The organism is Herbaspirillum rhizosphaerae (genome assembly GCF_046025915.1).
Taxonomy (GTDB): domain Bacteria; phylum Pseudomonadota; class Gammaproteobacteria; order Burkholderiales; family Burkholderiaceae_D; genus Herbaspirillum; species Herbaspirillum rhizosphaerae_A.
On the sequence record NZ_JAQQFR010000006.1, the window covers coordinates 79,940 to 97,443 of the forward strand.

General features: G+C 57.6%; 16 protein-coding genes. 5 read left to right on the plus strand and 11 right to left on the minus strand.

Features of this window, described 5'->3' with window-relative positions; translation table 11 throughout:
* Positions 1–51: 51 nt before the first annotated feature.
* Positions 52–1,575, minus strand: coding sequence for a leucyl aminopeptidase (locus PQR63_RS10720; RefSeq protein ID WP_408167850.1), 1,524 nt, complete (start codon positions 1,573–1,575; stop codon positions 52–54).
* 112 nt (positions 1,576–1,687) lie between these two features.
* Here PQR63_RS10720 and lptF point away from each other — a divergent pair, with 112 nt between their 5' ends.
* From lptF to PQR63_RS10735, 3 genes are read left to right on the plus strand one after another with little or no spacing between them, the layout of a single operon-like run.
* Positions 1,688–2,815 (plus strand): LPS export ABC transporter permease LptF, encoded by a 1,128-nt coding sequence (gene lptF, locus PQR63_RS10725; protein WP_408167852.1) that lies wholly within the window; start codon positions 1,688–1,690, stop codon positions 2,813–2,815.
* Entirely contained in the window at positions 2,815–3,948 is a 1,134-nt protein-coding gene (gene lptG / locus PQR63_RS10730) for an LPS export ABC transporter permease LptG (RefSeq protein ID WP_408167853.1), read from the plus strand. The genes lptF and lptG overlap by 1 nt, the downstream gene beginning before the upstream one ends.
* A 16-nt stretch (positions 3,949–3,964) precedes the next feature.
* Positions 3,965–4,342: a sirohydrochlorin chelatase gene (locus PQR63_RS10735; protein ID WP_408167854.1), complete on the plus strand. Its 378-nt coding sequence runs from the start codon at positions 3,965–3,967 to the stop codon at positions 4,340–4,342.
* Here PQR63_RS10735 and PQR63_RS10740 read toward each other — a convergent pair.
* The 8 genes from PQR63_RS10740 to PQR63_RS10775 all read right to left on the minus strand — a co-directional run bounded on the left by PQR63_RS10740 (position 4,334) and on the right by PQR63_RS10775 (position 11,810).
* A complete protein-coding gene (locus PQR63_RS10740) occupies positions 4,334–4,705 on the minus strand; it encodes a tRNA-binding protein (protein ID WP_408167855.1) in 372 nt (123 codons plus the stop codon). The two genes, PQR63_RS10735 and PQR63_RS10740, sit on opposite strands and share 9 nt — an antisense overlap.
* Before the next feature lie 61 nt (positions 4,706–4,766).
* Positions 4,767–5,525 (minus strand): uroporphyrinogen-III C-methyltransferase, encoded by a 759-nt coding sequence (gene cobA / locus PQR63_RS10745; RefSeq protein WP_408167856.1) that lies wholly within the window; start codon positions 5,523–5,525, stop codon positions 4,767–4,769.
* A 102-nt stretch (positions 5,526–5,627) separates the two neighbouring features.
* Positions 5,628–6,953: a sulfate adenylyltransferase subunit 1 gene (locus PQR63_RS10750; protein ID WP_408167857.1), complete on the minus strand. Its 1,326-nt coding sequence runs from the start codon at positions 6,951–6,953 to the stop codon at positions 5,628–5,630.
* Positions 6,953–7,888: a sulfate adenylyltransferase subunit CysD gene (gene cysD / locus PQR63_RS10755; protein WP_408167858.1), complete on the minus strand. Its 936-nt coding sequence runs from the start codon at positions 7,886–7,888 to the stop codon at positions 6,953–6,955. Before cysD ends, PQR63_RS10750 begins: the two co-directional genes overlap by 1 nt.
* Before the next feature lie 92 nt (positions 7,889–7,980).
* Positions 7,981–8,715, minus strand: coding sequence for a phosphoadenylyl-sulfate reductase (locus PQR63_RS10760; RefSeq protein WP_408167859.1), 735 nt, complete (start codon positions 8,713–8,715; stop codon positions 7,981–7,983).
* A gap of 29 nt (positions 8,716–8,744) precedes the next feature.
* On the minus strand, positions 8,745–9,272 hold the full coding sequence (locus PQR63_RS10765) for a DUF934 domain-containing protein (RefSeq protein WP_408167860.1): 528 nt from the start codon (positions 9,270–9,272) through the stop codon (positions 8,745–8,747).
* Complete coding sequence (locus tag PQR63_RS10770; RefSeq protein WP_408167861.1) at positions 9,265–10,959, minus strand: nitrite/sulfite reductase; 1,695 nt, start codon at positions 10,957–10,959, stop codon at positions 9,265–9,267. The genes PQR63_RS10765 and PQR63_RS10770 overlap by 8 nt, the downstream gene beginning before the upstream one ends.
* A gap of 77 nt (positions 10,960–11,036) precedes the next feature.
* Entirely contained in the window at positions 11,037–11,810 is a 774-nt protein-coding gene (locus PQR63_RS10775; protein WP_408167863.1) for a sulfite exporter TauE/SafE family protein, read from the minus strand.
* Between the two features lie 195 nt (positions 11,811–12,005).
* On the opposite strand from PQR63_RS10775, the gene PQR63_RS10780 reads away from it, so the two are divergent.
* Both PQR63_RS10780 and PQR63_RS10785 read left to right on the plus strand, forming a co-directional pair.
* Positions 12,006–12,947, plus strand: coding sequence for a CysB family HTH-type transcriptional regulator (locus PQR63_RS10780; RefSeq protein ID WP_408167864.1), 942 nt, complete (start codon positions 12,006–12,008; stop codon positions 12,945–12,947).
* A gap of 57 nt (positions 12,948–13,004) precedes the next feature.
* A complete protein-coding gene (locus PQR63_RS10785) occupies positions 13,005–14,318 on the plus strand; it encodes a chloride channel protein (RefSeq protein WP_408167865.1) in 1,314 nt (437 codons plus the stop codon).
* A gap of 106 nt (positions 14,319–14,424) precedes the next feature.
* Here the strand turns inward: PQR63_RS10785 and PQR63_RS10790 are convergent, their stop codons facing one another.
* Both PQR63_RS10790 and PQR63_RS10795 read right to left on the minus strand, forming a co-directional pair.
* Positions 14,425–16,371 carry a chemotaxis protein CheA gene (locus PQR63_RS10790; protein ID WP_408167866.1) on the minus strand — a complete coding sequence of 649 codons (1,947 nt, stop codon included), beginning with the start codon at positions 16,369–16,371 and terminating at the stop codon, positions 14,425–14,427.
* The gene (locus PQR63_RS10795; RefSeq protein WP_408167867.1) at positions 16,371–17,090 is read right to left on the minus strand and encodes a protein phosphatase CheZ; all 720 of its coding nucleotides are present in this window, start codon (positions 17,088–17,090) and stop codon (positions 16,371–16,373) included. Before PQR63_RS10795 ends, PQR63_RS10790 begins: the two co-directional genes overlap by 1 nt.
* Positions 17,091–17,504 lie beyond the last annotated feature (414 nt).

Here is a 17,504-nt window from a genome sequence, read left to right on the forward strand (position 1 = left end):
AACCAGGCTGGATAAGCCTCCTTGAATCGCGTTAAAACTCCCTCCGTAGATTTACGCGCGTGCTTTTTGTGCCTTCTTGGCTTGATTCAGCAAGAAGGTGGTCAGCAGCGGGACAGGGCGGCCACTGGCGCCCTTGGTCGCGCCACCGCGCCATGCGGTGCCGGCGATGTCCAGATGCGCCCAGGTGTACTTCTTGGTGAAGCGTTCCAGGAAGCATGCCGCGGTGACGCTGCCGGCCGGTTGGCCGCCGATGTTGGCGATGTCAGCGAAGTTTGATTTCAACTGTTCCTGATAGACGTCCTGGATAGGCATGCGCCATGCTGTGTCGCCGCTGGTCTTGCCGGCTGCCAGCAACTCGTTGGCGAGCGCATCATGTGCGTCGTCTTCGCGTGTGAACAGGCCTGAGTTGTGATGACCCAGTGCCACCACACAAGCGCCTGTCAGCGTGGCGATGTCGACCACGACGGCTGGTTTGAAGCGTTCAACATAAGTCAGCGCATCGCACAGGATCAGGCGGCCTTCAGCATCGGTATTCAACACTTCAATGGTCTGACCCGACATCGAGGTCACGATATCGCCTGGCTTGGTAGCGCTGCCGGAAGGCATGTTTTCGCAGGTAGGGATGACGCCGATGACGTTGAGCTTCAGTTGCAGCTCGGCGATGGCGCGGAAGGTGCCCAGCACGGAAGCGGCACCGCACATGTCGTACTTCATTTCATCCATGGCTGCACCCGGCTTGAGCGAAATACCGCCGGTGTCGAAGGTGATGCCCTTGCCGACCAATACGGTCGGGGCTTCCTTGGTTTTGCCGCCCATGTGCTTGAGGACGATGAACTTTGGTGGTTCGTCGCTGCCATTGGTGACCGACAGGAAGCTGCCCATCTTGAGTGCTTCCAGTTGCTTGCGGTCGAGCACTTCGACGCCCAGCTTGTATTCCTTGGCCAGTTTCTTTGCCGTGTTGGCGAGATAGGTCGGCGTGCAGATATTGCCCGGCAGGTTCGCCAGATCCTTGCTCAGTTCCATGCCGTTGGCCAGCGCTACCGCTTCGGCCAGGCCAGCTTTGGCAGCGGCTGTTGCCGCTGTGGAGACACCGATGGCGATTTTCTTCACGCCGGTCGGGACGGGATCTTTTTTGCTCTTCATCGCGTCAGAGCGATAATTGTTGTCGCGTGCGGCCAGCACCAAAGCGCGAATGGCCCAGGCAATGTCGCGGCCCTTGATTTTGTCCAGCGGCAGTGCAACCAGTGCATCGTTGGCGCCGACGGTTGTCAGTGCGCGCACGGTCGCTTGTGTTGCGGCGGAGAAACTTTTTTCGACGATGTCGTCATCAGCACCCAGGCCGACCAGCAACACGCGTTCGGCGGCAACGCCGGTCAGGCCGCGCAACAGTAAAGTGGAGCCGGGTTTGCCGGTGATGTCGCCGGATTTGAGCGCGTTGGTGATCGCGCCCATCGTATCCAATGCTTGCGCAGCTGGAGTCAGCTTGCGGTTTTCAAAGACGCCAATCACGAGTGTGCCGGTCTTGGCGGCGGTGACGGAGGTTTTTGCGTCCAATGTTTTTATGCTAAAGTCCATCGCTTGTCCTTAGTTTGCTGTTTGCTTCCTGATTTTGCTACATCGTTTGCAGTATCTACTACGCATTCTGCTTCGTTTTCTGCTTCATTGACCCTTGTGATTATAAGCCCGAATGATTTTTGAGCGCGCTCTTCGACGCGAATTGATGAGCACCGCCGGCGCAGTGTTCACAACGCTATTTACCATCATCCTCACTGTGATGTTGATCAAGATCCTCGGCCAGGCGGCCGGTGGACAAGTCAACTCGCAGGACGTGCTTGCGCTGATCGGCTTCCAGGCACTGAACTACATGCCCATCATTCTGATTCTCACCGGTTTTATCTCGGTGCTGCTGGTGGTCACCCGTAGTTATCAAGATTCCGAAATGGTGGTCTGGTTCGCCTGTGGCCTGAGCCTGACGCGCTGGATCAAGCCGGTGCTGCGTTTCGGCTGGCCGATCATTCTGCTCACGGGCATTCTCAGTTTCGTGGCGACACCTTGGGCCAACCAGCAAAGCGCGCAGTTCCGCGAACGCTTTGAGAAACGCGAAGACATCGCCCGTGTCTCGCCCGGTAAATTCCAGGAGTCGGCAACTGCCAACCGGATCTTCTTCGTTGAAGGTATTTCCGGCGATGCCAGCAAGGTCAAGAATGTTTTCGTCAACACATTCCGCGACGGCAAGAATAGCATTGTGGTTGCCAAAGAAGGTGAGATGGAAGTTGATAAAGACGGTGAAAAATTCGTCGTCATGAGCAAAGGCCGGCGCTATGACGGCGTACCGACACAGCCCGACTTCCAGATGGTTGAATTCGAACGTTACGGCCTGTTAGTCGGCGGTCAATCCCAGGCCTCGATTGGTGAAAAATCGGTGCGTGCATTGCAAAGCTGGGAATTGCTCGCACTAAACAATAATTTCAGTCGTGCCGAGATGCTCTGGCGCCTGGCATTGCCGCTGATGTCGTTAACACTGATCCTGCTTGCGATTCCACTTTCGTTTGTCAATCCTCGCGCGGGTCGTTCCATCGGCCTGTTAGTCGCGCTGCTGCTGTTCGTTGTCTATAGCAATACCGTCAGTGTATTCCAATCATCGGTGGCGCAAAGCCGCATCTCATTCATGCTGGGATGGTGGCCGCCGCATCTGGTGGTGGCGCTGATTGTGGTCGGGTTGTTCTTCTGGCGACTGAAGGTCAACAGTCGTTATCATCCGGCCGTCTTGTGGTCCGGCATGCGCCGTGCGCTTACTCTGAAACGGCAGGGCTGATGAGAGTCTTACAACGTTATATCACCGCCGAGATCGTACGCTCGGTGGCATTTGCCCTGGCGGCTTTTTTGGCGCTGTTTGCTTTCTTTGAACTGATGGGGCAACTGGAAGCTGTCGGCCGCAATGGCTATCAGCTGCAAACCGCCTTGCTGTATGTCGCGATGGGTTTGCCCGGGAATGTCTATGAACTGATGCCGACAGCGGTGCTGATTGGCACCATCTACGCGTTGGCGCAATTCGCCGCCAACTCCGAGTTCACCATCATGCGCGTGTCCAGCATGTCGACACGCATGACCGCCAAGGCGCTGGCGAAGATCGGATTTGGCTTTGCCATCTTCACGATTTTGTTCGGTGAGCTGGTTGCGCCGAAAACGACCGAGTTTGGCGAGAAGCTTAAACTGCAGGCGCAAGGCTCTTCGCTGTCGCAACAATTCCGCTCCGGCCTGTGGGCCAAGGACGTGATCAAAGACAATGGGTTGGACGGCAACGTCATCGGCACGCGCTTTCTGAATATTCAACGCATGACTCCTGAGGGCATGCTGGAAGGCGTGAAGATCTATGAGCTGGACAAGGACTTCCACATGTCCGACATGATCGTGGCTGCCCGCGGCGACTATTTGGGTGAGCACAAGTGGCAACTGACCGATGTGCAGAAGACGACCTTCATCGCCAATGACAAAGCCAGCGCTATCACGTCGCCAATCACGACCAGCAAAAACAAGACGACGACCTTCATCTCCGAGGTGACACCGGAGATTCTGTCGGTGCTGTTTGCCGATCCTGATCGCATGTCGGCTTACGATTTGCGTGCCTACACCAAGCATCTGGAAGCCAATAACCAACGCACCGAGCGCTACGAAATCGCTTTCTGGAAGAAGGTTGTGTATCCGCTGTCGATCTTCGTGATGATGGCGCTGGCCTTGCCGTTTGCGTATTTGCATTTCCGTGCCGGCGGCGTCAGCCTGAAGATCTTTACCGGCATCATGATCGGTGTCAGTTTTCAGCTGATCAACAATCTGTTCTCACATCTTGGCTTGCTCAACAGCTGGCCCGCGCTATTGACGGCGGCATTGCCAAGCACCTTGTTCATGCTCATGGCAATCGTCGCGTTACGTTGGGTTGAGCGGCGCTAGTTCACAATACACTCTCATGAAAAAATCGCTAATTCTTTTCGCCCACGGCGCCCGTGATCCCAATTGGGCGGAACCGTTTCGCCGCTTGCGCGCACTGACGCAGGTGAGTCTACCGGACGTGGCGGTCGAGTTGGCTTTTCTGGAGTTGATGACACCTGACTTGCCGCAACTGGCGGCGCAGCAGATTGCCGATGGTGCGCAGCAGGTGACGATCGTACCGGTGTTTTTGGGCCAGGGCGGACACGTCCGGCGTGATTTGCCGACGTTGATCGATCAGTTGCGGCAAGCCCATCCGGGTATTCAATTTCAGGTGACAGAAGCGGCCGGTGAAGATGCCGGCGTGCTGCAGGCGTTGGCGAACTACTGTGTCGCGAGTATCAGTAGTTCAAAATAAGCGCGAACCGTCAGGCACAGCCTGATCAGGTGCGAACAACACCACTTCTCCTTGTGCGTCGGGGAATCCCAGCGTTAATACTTCCGACATGAACTTGCCGATTTGTCGTGGCGGAAAGTTGACCACGGCCGCCACCTGCTTGCCCACCAATTGATCAAGCTGATAGTGCGTCGTGATCTGCGCGCTGCTTTGTTTGATGCCGAGCGTAGGGCCGAAGTCAATCTTCAGCTTGTAGGCTGGTTTGCGGGCTTCAGGGAAGGCTTCGGCAGAGAGGATCGTGCCGATGCGAATATCGACCTTGAGAAAATCGTCGAAACTAATCGGCGCTGCGGCCGGGGCGCTGGAGTCGTGTAGCAGGTGCATGCGATGTGCTCAGAAAAATAAGCGTTGTTGCAAGGTGGCTCGGCCGCAATTCAGCCGCGGTTCAGCCGCGATTCGCCAGCGCTTCGCCAATCATGACGAGCACCGGGCCGCTGCACTGAGTCAGGCCTTGTTCCAGCGTGCCGAGTTCCAGATCAAGGATACGCTCGTTGTCGCGGCTGCAATTTTCCACCACCACCACCGGCGTCGTCCGGGCATAGCCGAGGGACAGCAAACGCTGGGCCGTTGCCGTCGCTTCACGGCCGCCCATGTACTGCACCAGCGTATCGCCGTTGGGCATGATGAATTCGGTCGGCTCATCCGGCGCCGTGCTGGAGGTGAACAGCGACACGCTGCGCGCGATCCCGCGTTTGGTCAGGGGGCGTTGCGCGGACGATGCTGCCGCCAGCGCGGCAGTGATGCCGGGAACAATTTCGTAAGGAATGTTTTGGCTGTCGAGGGCGCGCAATTCTTCGTCGGCGCGGCCGAACAGCATCGGGTCGCCGCCTTTCAGGCGCACCACCATACGATACTGGTGTGCACATTCAATCAGGCGTTCATTGATGACTTGTTGCGCCGTAGAGCGCTGGCCACTGCGTTTGCCGACAGAGATCTTGACGGCTTGCGGGCATAATTCGAGCATTTCTTCGGTGACCAGCGCATCGTGCAACACGACATCCGCCAGGGCAAGCAGACGCGCGCCACGCACTGTAATCAGATCTGCAGCACCGGGACCGGCGCCGATCAGATAAACCTTGCCGATGGGTGTCGCGGAAAGAGGAGGCGTTGGCGCGTTGGCTGAATTGGCTGGGGCTGAGCTCATGCTGAAAATAATAAGAATCGCAGCCCGGCACATACCGGCTGCTGTGCGTTCCAGCCCGTCATTTCGGGTGAAATTTAGGGTGAAACGCCACAGCAGCGATTATCAGGCATCCAGACGGATCATGCCAGCGGCAACCGTTTGATGCGTGACTTCGTCGATCAGGATGAAGGCGCCGGTCGCGCGGATGGTGTCGTAGCTGTCGACAGCAATGGCTTGCTGCACGTTGATCGATACACGGGCAATGTCATTGAGCTTGAGCGATTCGGCCGGATGACGTTCCTGTGTGTTGATATCAAGCAAGGTATCAACCTTGGACACGCGCGCCGCGACCTGCTTGGTGGTGTGCTTGAGCCAGTATTTACGGCGTGGATCGAGCGCGTCTTCCGACAGCCAGCACAGATCGGCGTTGACGGTCTTGAGCAGTGTCGGCGCATTTTCCGCCGAGGCCAGCATGTCGCCGCGCGAAATGTCCAGATATTCGTCCAGTAGAATCGTCACCGATTGCCCGGCCGATGCCGATTGCAGCGAACCGTCCAGTGTCAGGATATCTTTGACCGTCGCGGTCTGGCCGCTTGGTTGCACCAGTAATTTGTCGCCTTTGCTGACTTTGCCAGCTTCGATACGGCCCATGTAGCCACGGAAATCGTTGGCTTCGTGGCCGTTGTGGCGCGCCACAAGTTGTACCGGGAAACGGAACGGCTCTTCGTGTGCATCTTCGTACACCGACAGCGATTCCAGAAGTTCGATCAGCGTCGGGCCTTTGTACCACGACAAGTTGTCGCCGGCGGTCACAACGTTGTCGCCCGCCAGCGCCGACAGCGGAATCGGACGTACGTCCTTCAGGCCGAGTTGCGCCGCGAACTCCTGATACGCGCCGACGATGCGGTCGTACACGGTCTGGTCATAGTTCACCAGATCCATCTTGTTGACCGCGACCACGACGTGCTGGATTTGCAGCAGGTGAGCGATGGTCGAGTGGCGCTTAGTTTGTGTCAGCAATTCAACGCTGCCGTCGTCGCCCAGTTTGACCTTGGAAACGTCGATCAGAATGATCACCGCATCGGCGGTCGAGGCGCCGGTCACCATGTTACGGGTGTACTGCTCGTGGCCTGGCGTATCGGCGATGATGAACTTGCGCTTGGGCGTGGCGAAATAGCGGTAGGCCACGTCGATGGTGATGCCTTGTTCGCGCTCAGCTTCCAGACCGTCGGTCAGCAGTGACAGATCGATGGTGTCGCCCACGGTGCGCTTGTGCTTGGCGCGCGAGATGGAGGCGAGCTGGTCGGCGAAGATGCCCTTGCTGTCGAACAGCAGGCGGCCGATTAGCGTGCTCTTGCCATCATCCACCGAACCGGCGGTGATGAAGCGCAGCAGGCCACGTTCATGGGACGTAGTATTCAAGTCTTTTTCGGCAACAGTGGCATTCATCAGAAATATCCTTCTTTTTTACGTTTCTCCATCGACGCTTCGGAGGTCTGGTCATCCATGCGCGTCGCGCCGCGTTCGGTGATCTGGGTGACGGCGGTTTCAGCGATGATGGCTTCCACGGAAGCGGCATCGGATGCCACCGGGCAGGTGCACGAAATGTCTCCCACGGTGCGGAAGCGCACGATACGGTTCTCTACGGTTTCGCCGTCCTTGGCCGGTGTCAGGTCGGTCAGCGGCACCAGCAGGCCGTTGCGCGGGATCACCTGGCGCTCATGCGCAAAGTAGATTGGCGGCAGCGCCAGTTTTTCGCGGGCGATGTATTGCCAGACGTCGAGCTCGGTCCAGTTGGAGATCGGGAACACGCGCATGTTTTCGCCCGGATGGACACGTGTGTTGTACAGGTCCCATAGTTCAGGACGTTGTGCCTTCGGATTCCATTGGCCGAACTCGTCGCGGAAGGAAAAAATACGTTCCTTGGCGCGGGCTTTTTCTTCGTCGCGGCGTGCGCCACCGATACAGGCGTCGAACTTGAATTCTTCAATCGTTTCCAGCAGCGTCACGGCTTGTGCTGCATTGCGTGAATCGGTCAGCGGGTTGCGCAGACGCACTGTGCCGCGCTTGATCGAATCTTCGACTGAACGCACCACCAGCTTTTCACCCAGTTCAGCGGCGCGCTGGTCGCGGAAGGAAATGACTTCCGGGAAGTTGTGGCCCGTGTCGATGTGCACCAGCGGGAATGGAAATTTGCCGGGGCGGAACGCCTTCTCGGCGATACGCAGCAGCACCACGGAATCCTTGCCGCCGGAGAACAGCAGGGCAGGGTTGCTGCACTCGGCCGCAACTTCGCGCATGATGTGGATGGCTTCCGATTCCAGCCAGTCCAGATGGCGGCTGCTGGCGTTATCCAGGAAAAGTTGTTCAACTGCTGTGTTCATACGATGACCTTTGGTTCAAGTCGAATATCAAGTCGAAATCTGCGATGGCGGCAAGGCTGCGCATCGGTGAAAGTAGTTGCGGCGAAAGGAAATCAGGCAGGCGCGGTTTGCGATTTGATGCGGATCAGCTTGCCGTCCACTACGTGCAGGCCGCACTCTTTGGAGTCGGGGTTTTCCCACCACCAGCGGCCGGCGCGTACATCTTCGCCCGGCTGGATCGCGCGGGTACAAGGCTCACAGCCGATCGACGGATAACCCTGATCGTGCAGCGGGTTGTAGGGCACCTTGTTGTCGCGGATGTATTGCCAGACGTCTTCTTCCGACCAGTCGGCCAGCGGATTGAACTTGGCCATGCCGTGTGACGGATCGTCCTCTTGCACGTCGAGTGCAGCGCGTGTCACCGATTGCGCACGGCGTTGGCCGGTGATCCAGGATTTGTTGCCGGCCAGCGCGCGGTTGAGCGGCTCGATCTTGCGGATGCGGCAGCATTCCTTGCGCATCTCGACGCTGTCGTAGAAAGCGTTGAGTCCGTTCTGGCTGACGTATTGTTCGACGGCGGCAGGTTCCGGACGATACGGCGTGACGTCGTAGTCGTAGGTTTCCTTGATGCGGTCGAGCATGCCCAGTGTCTCTTTGTGCAGGCGGCCGGTTTCCAGCGTAAAGATGCCGATCTTGTCCTGCAGCTTGTTGCGCAGGATCATGTCGGTCAGCACCATGTCCTCCGCAGCCATGCTGGAGGCGAACACGGCCGGGGTATATTCGGCGGCGATCTTTTCCAGCGTGACGCGGGTGGCGGCAATCAGGTCTTGCAAAGCTTGTTCGGACATGGCGTTACTTTCTTCCCTTGATGCTGGAATCAATCGCGGGTGACAACCGTCTCGCGTTTGGCGCGACGGAACAACGGGTTCTTCTCATCCCACGAGGTCTGGTACTTTTCCGAAAAATCGGTCAGGCCCTTCAATGCATCGTGGATATCCTTGTCGGCACGCACGGCGAAGGCGTTGAAGCCCACGCGCTGCATGTAGAACAACTGGTCGCGCAGCACATCGCCGACAGCGCGCAATTCGCCGGTGTAGCCGAGGCGGGCGCGCAGGTTATAGGCGATGGAATAGCCGCGGCCATCGGCGAACTTCGGGAAGTCCACGGCGATGACCTGGAATGGCGCCAAATCATCTTTCAGTTCTTCCGGACGCTCGTCGCTGGCGAACCAGACGCCGAGTTCCTTGCGGCCTTGCAGCGCCGCGCGTTGCGCCTGCCATACCTTCAGCGGCACGATGATCTTGCCTTCAGGGACGGCGACGCCTTCCGGCGTTTCGCCTTCGGTCAGGCGCAGTACGGTCCAGTCATCGCTGATGACGACTTTGTCTTTAATCAGATTAGGCACAGACGTCTTCTCCAGTGACATGATCAGCTTTGATCGGGGTTGCATAGACGAAATCCTTGAACGGCGTGACGCCGACGCGGCGCACGGTGTCGATGAAACGTTCGTCTTCGATGCGTTGTTTGACATAGACCTGCAGCAGGCGGTCGATCACGGTCGGCATCTGATGCGCCGAGAACGACGGGCCGATGATCTTGCCGATGCTCGACGTATTACCTTGCGCACCGCCCAGCGAAACCTGGTACCACTCGGCGCCATCCTTGTCGACACCCAGAATGCCGATGTTGCCGACGTGGTGGTGGCCGCAGGCGTTGATGCAGCCCGAGATGTTCAGTTCGATGTCGCCGATGTCGTGCTGGAAGTCGATATTGTCGAAACGTTCTGCAATGGCTTGTGCGATCGGGATCGATTTGGCATTGGCCAGCGAGCAGAAGTCACCGCCAGGGCAGCAGATGATGTCGGTCAGCAGGCCGATGTTTGGCGTGGCCAAGCCGTGCGCCTTGGCTTCTTTCCACAGCGCGTACAGTTCGCTTTTCTTGACGTCGGCCAGCACCAGATTCTGCTCGTGCGTGACGCGCAGTTCGGAGAAGCTGTAGCGGTCTGCCAGATCGGCAACGAAGTCCAGTTGGTCGGCGGTGATGTCGCCCGGCGGCACGCCGGTTTTCTTCAGCGACAGGATCGCAGCGGCGTAGCCGGGGACCTTGTGTTCCTTGACGTTGCGCTTGATCCAGTTGGCGAAGCCCTTGTCTTCAGCCTTCAGGCGTTCGTATTCGGCGTCAGTCGCCGGTAGCGTTTCGTAGGCAGGCTCGGTGAAGTAGTTCGCGACGCGTTGCAGTTCTTCTTCGGTCAGTGTCGAAGGACCGTCCTTGATGTGCTGCCATTCTTCTTCGACCTGGCGTGCAAATTCTTCAGGGCCGATGGCCTTGACCAGGATCTTGATGCGGGCCTTGTAGATGTTGTCGCGGCGACCGTACTGGTTGTACACGCGCAGGATCGCTTCCAGGTAAGACATCGCGTGCTTCCATGGCAGGAAGTCGCGGATCTGGCTACCGAGGATTGGTGTGCGTCCCATGCCGCCGCCGACCAGCACGCGGAAACCGACTTCGCCTGCTTCATTCTTGATCACGTGCAAACCAATGTCGTGCACGGCAGTCGCAGCGCGGTCTTGCTCGGAACCGCTGATGGCGATCTTGAATTTACGCGGCAGGTAAGCGAACTCGGGGTGGAAGGTGCTCCACTCGCGGATCAGTTCGGCGTAAGGACGCGGATCGACGATCTCGTCGGCAGCGACGCCGGCCAGTTCGTCCGAAGTCGTGTTGCGGATGCAGTTGCCGGAGGTCTGGATGGCATGCATTTCAACCGTGGCAAGTTCGGCCAGGATGTCCGGCGAATCTTCCAGCTTGATCCAGTTGAACTGGATGTTCTGGCGGGTGGTGAAGTGGCCGTAGCCACGATCGTATTTGCGCGCGATATGGGCAAACATGCGAACCTGGCGCGATGCCAGCAGACCGTAGGGAACCGCGATACGCAGCATGTAGGCGTGGCGTTGCAAGTACAGGCCGTTCTGCAGGCGCAGGATGCGGAATTCATCCTCGATCAGTTCATCGGAGAGGCGGCGGCGCACTTGGTCTCGATACTGTGCAACTCGCTCTTTGACGATCAGATGATCGTATTGGTCATAGCGGTACATCTTGTGGTCCCTGTTAACGTCTTGTCGAAATCTTGCAGTCGAGATTCCGTGTGATTAAAAAAATAAAGGCCTGTAACTTAAAAAACCAGCTTCAGGGCAACGCTCGTCAGCGTAACTGCCAGCAGGCCGCGCAAAAATTTCTCCGGCACCGCACGCGCAGCGAGCGAACCGATGGTGATGCCTGGCACCGAACCCAGCAACAAAGCGCCCAGCAGGCTCCAATCAATCGAACCCAGCCACCAATGGCCGAATGCAGCGATGGCCGTCAGCGGTACCGCATAAGCGATATCGGTGCCGGCAATCTCAGCGGGCGACAAACGCGGATAAAGCAGCACCAGAAGAGTGGCGCCGACAGCACCGGCGCCAATCGACGAAATCGTTACCAGTGCACCAAGCACAGCACCTGAAAGCATGGTGGCATTAGCAAGTTGACGACCTTGCAACTGGCGGTCAGGATGGGCATTCAGCCATGCCTGAAGTTTACCCTTAAACAGCAAAGCAATCACCGTGAGCAAAACGGAAATGGCGATGGAATAGCGGATGACCTGACCGATCTCATTACTGACCGCGCCGAAGTGCTTCAGCAGCAGCGTCGTTACCACGGCGGCGGGCAGCGCGCCGTAGGACAGGCGACGCACGATATCCCAACGCACAGTACCTTTGAAACGATGCGCAAACGTTCCGGCCGTCTTCGTCGCCGAAGCAAAGGCCAGGTCTGTGCCGACCGCCACGCTGGGGTGGATGCCGAACAGCAACGTCAGTAAGGGCGTCATCAGCGAGCCGCCACCGACACCGGTCAATCCGACCAGCAATCCCACAGCAAATCCGCTGACTACATAAGAAACAGTCATAACACCTCGTCTATAACGGGTCGAATCGTAATAAACTTAGGCCCTAAACCAAACTACTTACTATTTATTTGCTTATATGCACATTCGGCATATACAAATACAGTCGCTGAAAAACCTGTTGAAAGTCTTCCTGCGAGGCCATGAGACCTCTTGTTGCGGACTTAAGCGGGTTCCGAACATACAGAAGGACGGGTCATGAATCTGCATCAATTCCGCTTCGTCAGGGAGGCGGTAAGGCAAAACTACAACCTCACCGAAGCCGCCAAGGCGTTGTACACCTCGCAGCCGGGTGTCTCAAAGGCAATCATTGAGCTGGAAGAAGAACTTGGCGTTGACATCTTCACGCGGCACGGTAAGCGTATCCGCGGCCTGACCGAGCCGGGGCGCGCGGTGTTGCGCTCGGTTGAGCTGATCATGCAGGAAGTCGACGGCCTGAAGCGCATCGGCAAGGAATTCGCTGCCCACGACAGCGGCAGTTTCACTATCGCCACCACGCATACCCAGGCGCGCTATTCGCTGCCGAAGGTGGTGCAGGCGTTCACGCAAAAATATCCCAAGGTCAGGTTGTCGTTGCTGCAAGGCAATCCAAAGCAGATCACCGAGATGGTGCGCAATGATCAGGCCGACATTGCCATCGCGACCGAAGCGTTAGCCTCGGGTGAAGGACTTGTCTCTTTGCCATGTTATCAATGGGAGCATGTCGTCGTCGTATCTGCCGATCATCCCTTGCTGAAGTCGAAAAACTTGTCGCTTGAAGAAATCGCCAGCTATCCGTTGATCACCTACGATGCCGCCTTCAGCGGCCGCAGCAAGATTGACCACGCCTTTTCTTTGCGCGATCTGAAGCCGGACATCGTGCTGGAAGCCATCGACGCCGACGTTATCAAGACCTATGTCGAACTCGGTATGGGCGTGGGCATCATCGCCGGAATGGCCTTTGACGCCGAGCGTGATCGCGGATTGCGGTCGATTCCTGCCGGCCATTTGTTCGGCACCAATGTGTCACGCGTGGCGTTGAAGCAAGGCGCCTACCTGCGCAGCTATGTTTACACCTTCATCGAATTGCTCGCCCCAACGCTGAATCGCAAATTGATTGCGCAAGTGATGGAAGGTGAGAAGGATATGTACGAACTCTGATGAATTTTGACTACATCGGCTGGTGTGGGTGCCGGCCGATGATCTGGAACTGATGCAATGATGCGAATGCTTACCGGCCTGCATGGCCATACTCTGCGGCGTGTACGCCGTCTCTGGCTGCAATACGGAATTCTCTGGACGGGCGCGGTGCTGGTCGGTTTGGTGGCGGTGATGTATGCGTGGCTGATTGATTTCGGCTTTACGATGTTCCGCTCGATGCAGCGCAGTCACGAATGGCTGCCGCTGATCCTGACACCCGCCATGAGCGCCTTGTGCGTATGGCTGACGCGACGTTTTTTTCAGGGGGCGGAAGGCAGTGGTATTCCGCAGGTCATCGCCTCGCTGGGCGAAGAGGGCGAGCTGCATGCCAAGCGTGCGCCCAAGCTCCTGTCCTTGAAGATCCTTGCCGGTAAGATCGGTGTGTCCTTCCTCGGTATTCTTGGGGGTTTCACCATCGGGCGCGAAGGGCCGACCGTGCAGGTTGGCGCGGCGCTGATGTTCCAGATGCGCCGCTTTTATCCGCGTCCCAGTGCCTTGCTGGAAAAACGCCTGATTCTCGCTGGTGCAGCCGCGGGTTTGTCGGCCGCGTTCAATACACCCTTGGCCGGTATCGTTTTCGCAATTGAAGAGCTGTCACGCAATTTCGAGCAGCGCGCCAGTGGCATCGTCATCACTACGATTATCTTTGCTGGTATCGTGGCGTTAGGATTGAACGGCAACTACACCTATTTCGGCACGATCAATGCCGGCGGCGACAGCGCACGCGAGCTGATCGTCGCGGTGGTCGTCAGCGGCGTGTTGATGGGCGTGGCAGGCGGTATCTTTTGCTGGTTGCTGCTCAATACCCATAAATGGATCCCCGCGCCTTTGCGTACCTTGCGGGCAGAGCGCCCGGTTGTATTCGGTGCATTGTGCGGTCTGGTCGTGGCAATTGTCGGCATCTGCGCCGGTGGCATGACCTTCGGCAGCGGATACGCTGAAGCCAAGGGCGTGCTCACCGACCAGACGCAATTGTCGGCGTGGTATCCACTCGCCAAAATGGTGTCGATGGTGGGGTCTTATTTGCCGGGTATTCCGGGAGGCATCTTCGCACCATCGCTGTCGATCGGTGCCGGTTTTGGCAATCTGCTGCACATGGTGTTTGAGCATACCTCGCTGTCGATGCTCATTGCGCTGGCGATGGTGGGCTATCTGGCGGCAGTGACGCAATCGCCGATCACCGCGTTTGTGATCGTGATGGAAATGATCAACGGCCACGCGCTGGTGATTTCATTGATGGCGACCGCCTTGCTGGCGAGCCGTGTGTCGCGTTTCTTTGCGCCGCCCTTGTATGAAGCGTTGTCGGAGCGTTACGCGCAGCCGCATCATTGATGCATTAGCTTGATTCATAAAAAAAGCTGAGACCGCGAACGGGCTCAGCTTTTTTATTTGCTTCCTGGCTTACTGCTCAGTCTGACCTTGCTAGTCAGTCAGAGTATCAGACCTGCGCAACTGCCTTGGTAGCGGCGCGACAGCCTTCCAGCAGGAAGGACAGGCCGACCACCAACACCAGCTCACCTTCCGCAGAGCGCGCGGTACCGGTGATGCCGTTGGTTTGGATTGCGGTCAATGGTTTGATCACCAGATCAGCGGTGCCTTCCACGGCTTCGACGCCGAGGATATACGGATGCGGCACAGCCATGACGATGCCGACGCGTTCGCTACCGGGTTCATAGCCAAGCACGCCAGCCAGCGAGTGCACCGGCAATGGTCGACCCTGATCGCGCAGCACCGGCGCACCACCGACTTCGTCGAACTCGGCTGGCAATTCCACCACACGTTCCACGACTGCCATCGGCAATGCCAGCGCGGCACCGGCGGTACGCACCAGCATGGTCGGGATGATCGACAATTCAATCGGCAAACGGATAGAGAAGCGGGTACCGACGCCCAGTGTGGAATCGATGCGGATTGTGCCACGGTGTTTTTCCACCGCAGTTTTCACCACGTCCATGCCGACGCCGCGGCCGGATACGCTCGACGCCACTTCCTTGGTCGAGAAGCCCGGCAGGAAAACCAGTTGCAGCGCTTCGTCATGACTTTGTGCTTCGTGTTCGCCGATCAGACCCTTGCCGATTGCCTTCTTGCGCAGGAAATCGGGATCCATGCCCTTGCCGTCGTCAAAGATTTCAATCATGACGCTGCTGGCTTCTTGCCATGCCTTCAGCGAAATGGTTGCCTTGTTCGGCTTGCCGGCAGCACCACGGTCGGTTTCAATACCGTGGTCGAGTGAGTTGCGCAGCATGTGAACCAGTGGATCGTAGAGGCTGTCCACGACCACGCGGTCCACTTCGGTTTCTGCACCGGAGATCGCCAGATCAACGTCTTTGCCCAGATCCTTGGCCAGTTCGCGCACCAGTCGTGGGAATTTTTGGAACAGACGGCCGACCGGCTGCATGCGCGTTGACAGTGTGGCGCGTTGCAGTTCGCTGGAGTAGCGCGAAGCACGGCCCAGAGTTTCGGCGAGCGTCGACATCAGCGAAGCGGCGGTGCCTTCGAACTTGAACTGTTGCAGCTTTTCCAGCAACACGGCAGCCTGATTGGCGGCCTGTACGGATTCACCTGCAACTTCCAGCAATGCATCGAGCTTGCCGGCATCGATACGGATGCTTTCTTCTTTGCCGCCGCCAGGTTGATTGTCGGTTGCACGACGGGCAGGCGCCGCAGCGGGTGCAGCTGCTTTCGGCGTTGCCGAAGGCAGCGATTTTGGATGGCCGGAGGCGGCAGCTTCGGTGCCGGCTGCTTCAGAAGGCACATCAGCCGCGACGGTAGCTGCTGCAACTACCGGAGTACTACCGGCAGAGGCATTGTCGACACCGCCGGAAACCGCCTGATACAACGCGTTCCAGTCCAATGATCCATCTGCGCCAAGAACACTGGCGCCGCCATTGGCGGAAGGCGTCGAGACCGCAGACGATGTTGCCGAAGCTGCTGCCGGAGCAGAAGCCGGAGCCGGAGCTGTCGCTGGAGCAGGCGTCGCAGCAACAGGCGCTGCCGCGTTGCCCTCAATGGCCTGCGTCAGGATGTCTTCCAGATCTTGCGGCATCGATGCGAGGCTCGCAGGATCGGCACCGTTGGCCAGCTCCGTGAGCTGATCGGCGACAAAACCGCTGGCTTGCAGCGCTGCCTCGATCGCCAACGGCGTGACCGGTGCTTTACCGTTACGCAGTGCATCGAACAGGTTTTCCGTCAAGTGACAGGCCGATACCATGGCCGGCAGATTGACGAAGCCAGCCCCACCTTTGATGGTGTGGAAGGCTCGGAAAACCGCATTGAGAATTTCCAGGTCGTCAGGATGCCGTTCAAGAGTCAGCAGATGCTCTTCAACGTTAGTCGCGAGGTCCAATGCCTCGACGACAAAATCCTTGAGCATTTCGTCATCCATTAGAACCCCAGGCTATCGAGTAAGTCGTCCACATCATTTTGCACCATGGCGGAGCCGGGAGCGGAAGGCCCGTTAAGCAGTTCTGGTGGTTTTTCCATCGCCGCTTTGACTTCCGGCGGTGCGTTGTCGCGCAGCAGTTGTGCCAGTTCGCGCTCGGCGATGGCGGTGATGCCGACAATCTTCTTGATCAGTTGACCGGTGATGTCCTGAAAGTCCTGCGCCATCATGATTTCCAGCATGCGGGCTTTTTCGACCTCGGTAGCTTCGATGACGGCGGAAGAAAACTTTTTGGAGTCAGTCGCCAGATTCTTGAATTCATCGATATTCATCTGGCCGGCGAACAGGCGCGCCCAGCGGTCGTCGATATCCTTGGCTTTACTGGCTAGCGCATCCTGGGCTGGCATGCCGGCATCGATCGTGTTCAAGACCTTGTTGGCGGCTTGTTCGGTCAGTGTCGCAACGTGTTCCAGGCGGCCTTGTGCATCGCCGATCTGCGATGCGACATCAGACAGGGAACGGTCATAGCCAAGCTCCCGCATCGAATCGTGCAGCAGGCGGACAATGCCGCCCAGACGTTCGTACATGGGTTTGTCGGACTGATCTTCTAGCGATGCAGCCGGGCTCGCGGAGGGCGCCGGTTCTGCTGCTGCCGTAGCAGCAGGCAGCGTTTGCGCTGAAATCTCGTCGAATAGTGCCTCTAAATCAACATCGTCACTCATGATCTTCTTTTCTCCATACAAATTTGATGCGTTATTTGCTTCTGCCGCAGATGCAGACAATCTGTCACAACTGAATTACATGGGATTACGACGAGATGGTTCGGTGATAGAGGCTCCTGTTCTGACAGATGGCTCAGGCAATTCATGTCGTCTATGCATATCGGCCAGGAAAAACAAACCTGTAGCAACCTGACCGTTGCACTCGCTTGCTGTACCGGATGTGTTCTGTTGCTGAATTCCCCGCGTGATGCCTCGGTCGAGGCAGACTTCTGCTATTTGTTGAACGGATTATAAGTCCCTGTCAAGCAGCTCCATCGGCTAAAAAGCGATGAAAATTCCCCATTTCAATGACGTTATAACGACGACGTTTGTTTGCAGACAATCTTACTGCAAGGGTGCTTCGTTTGTCACGAC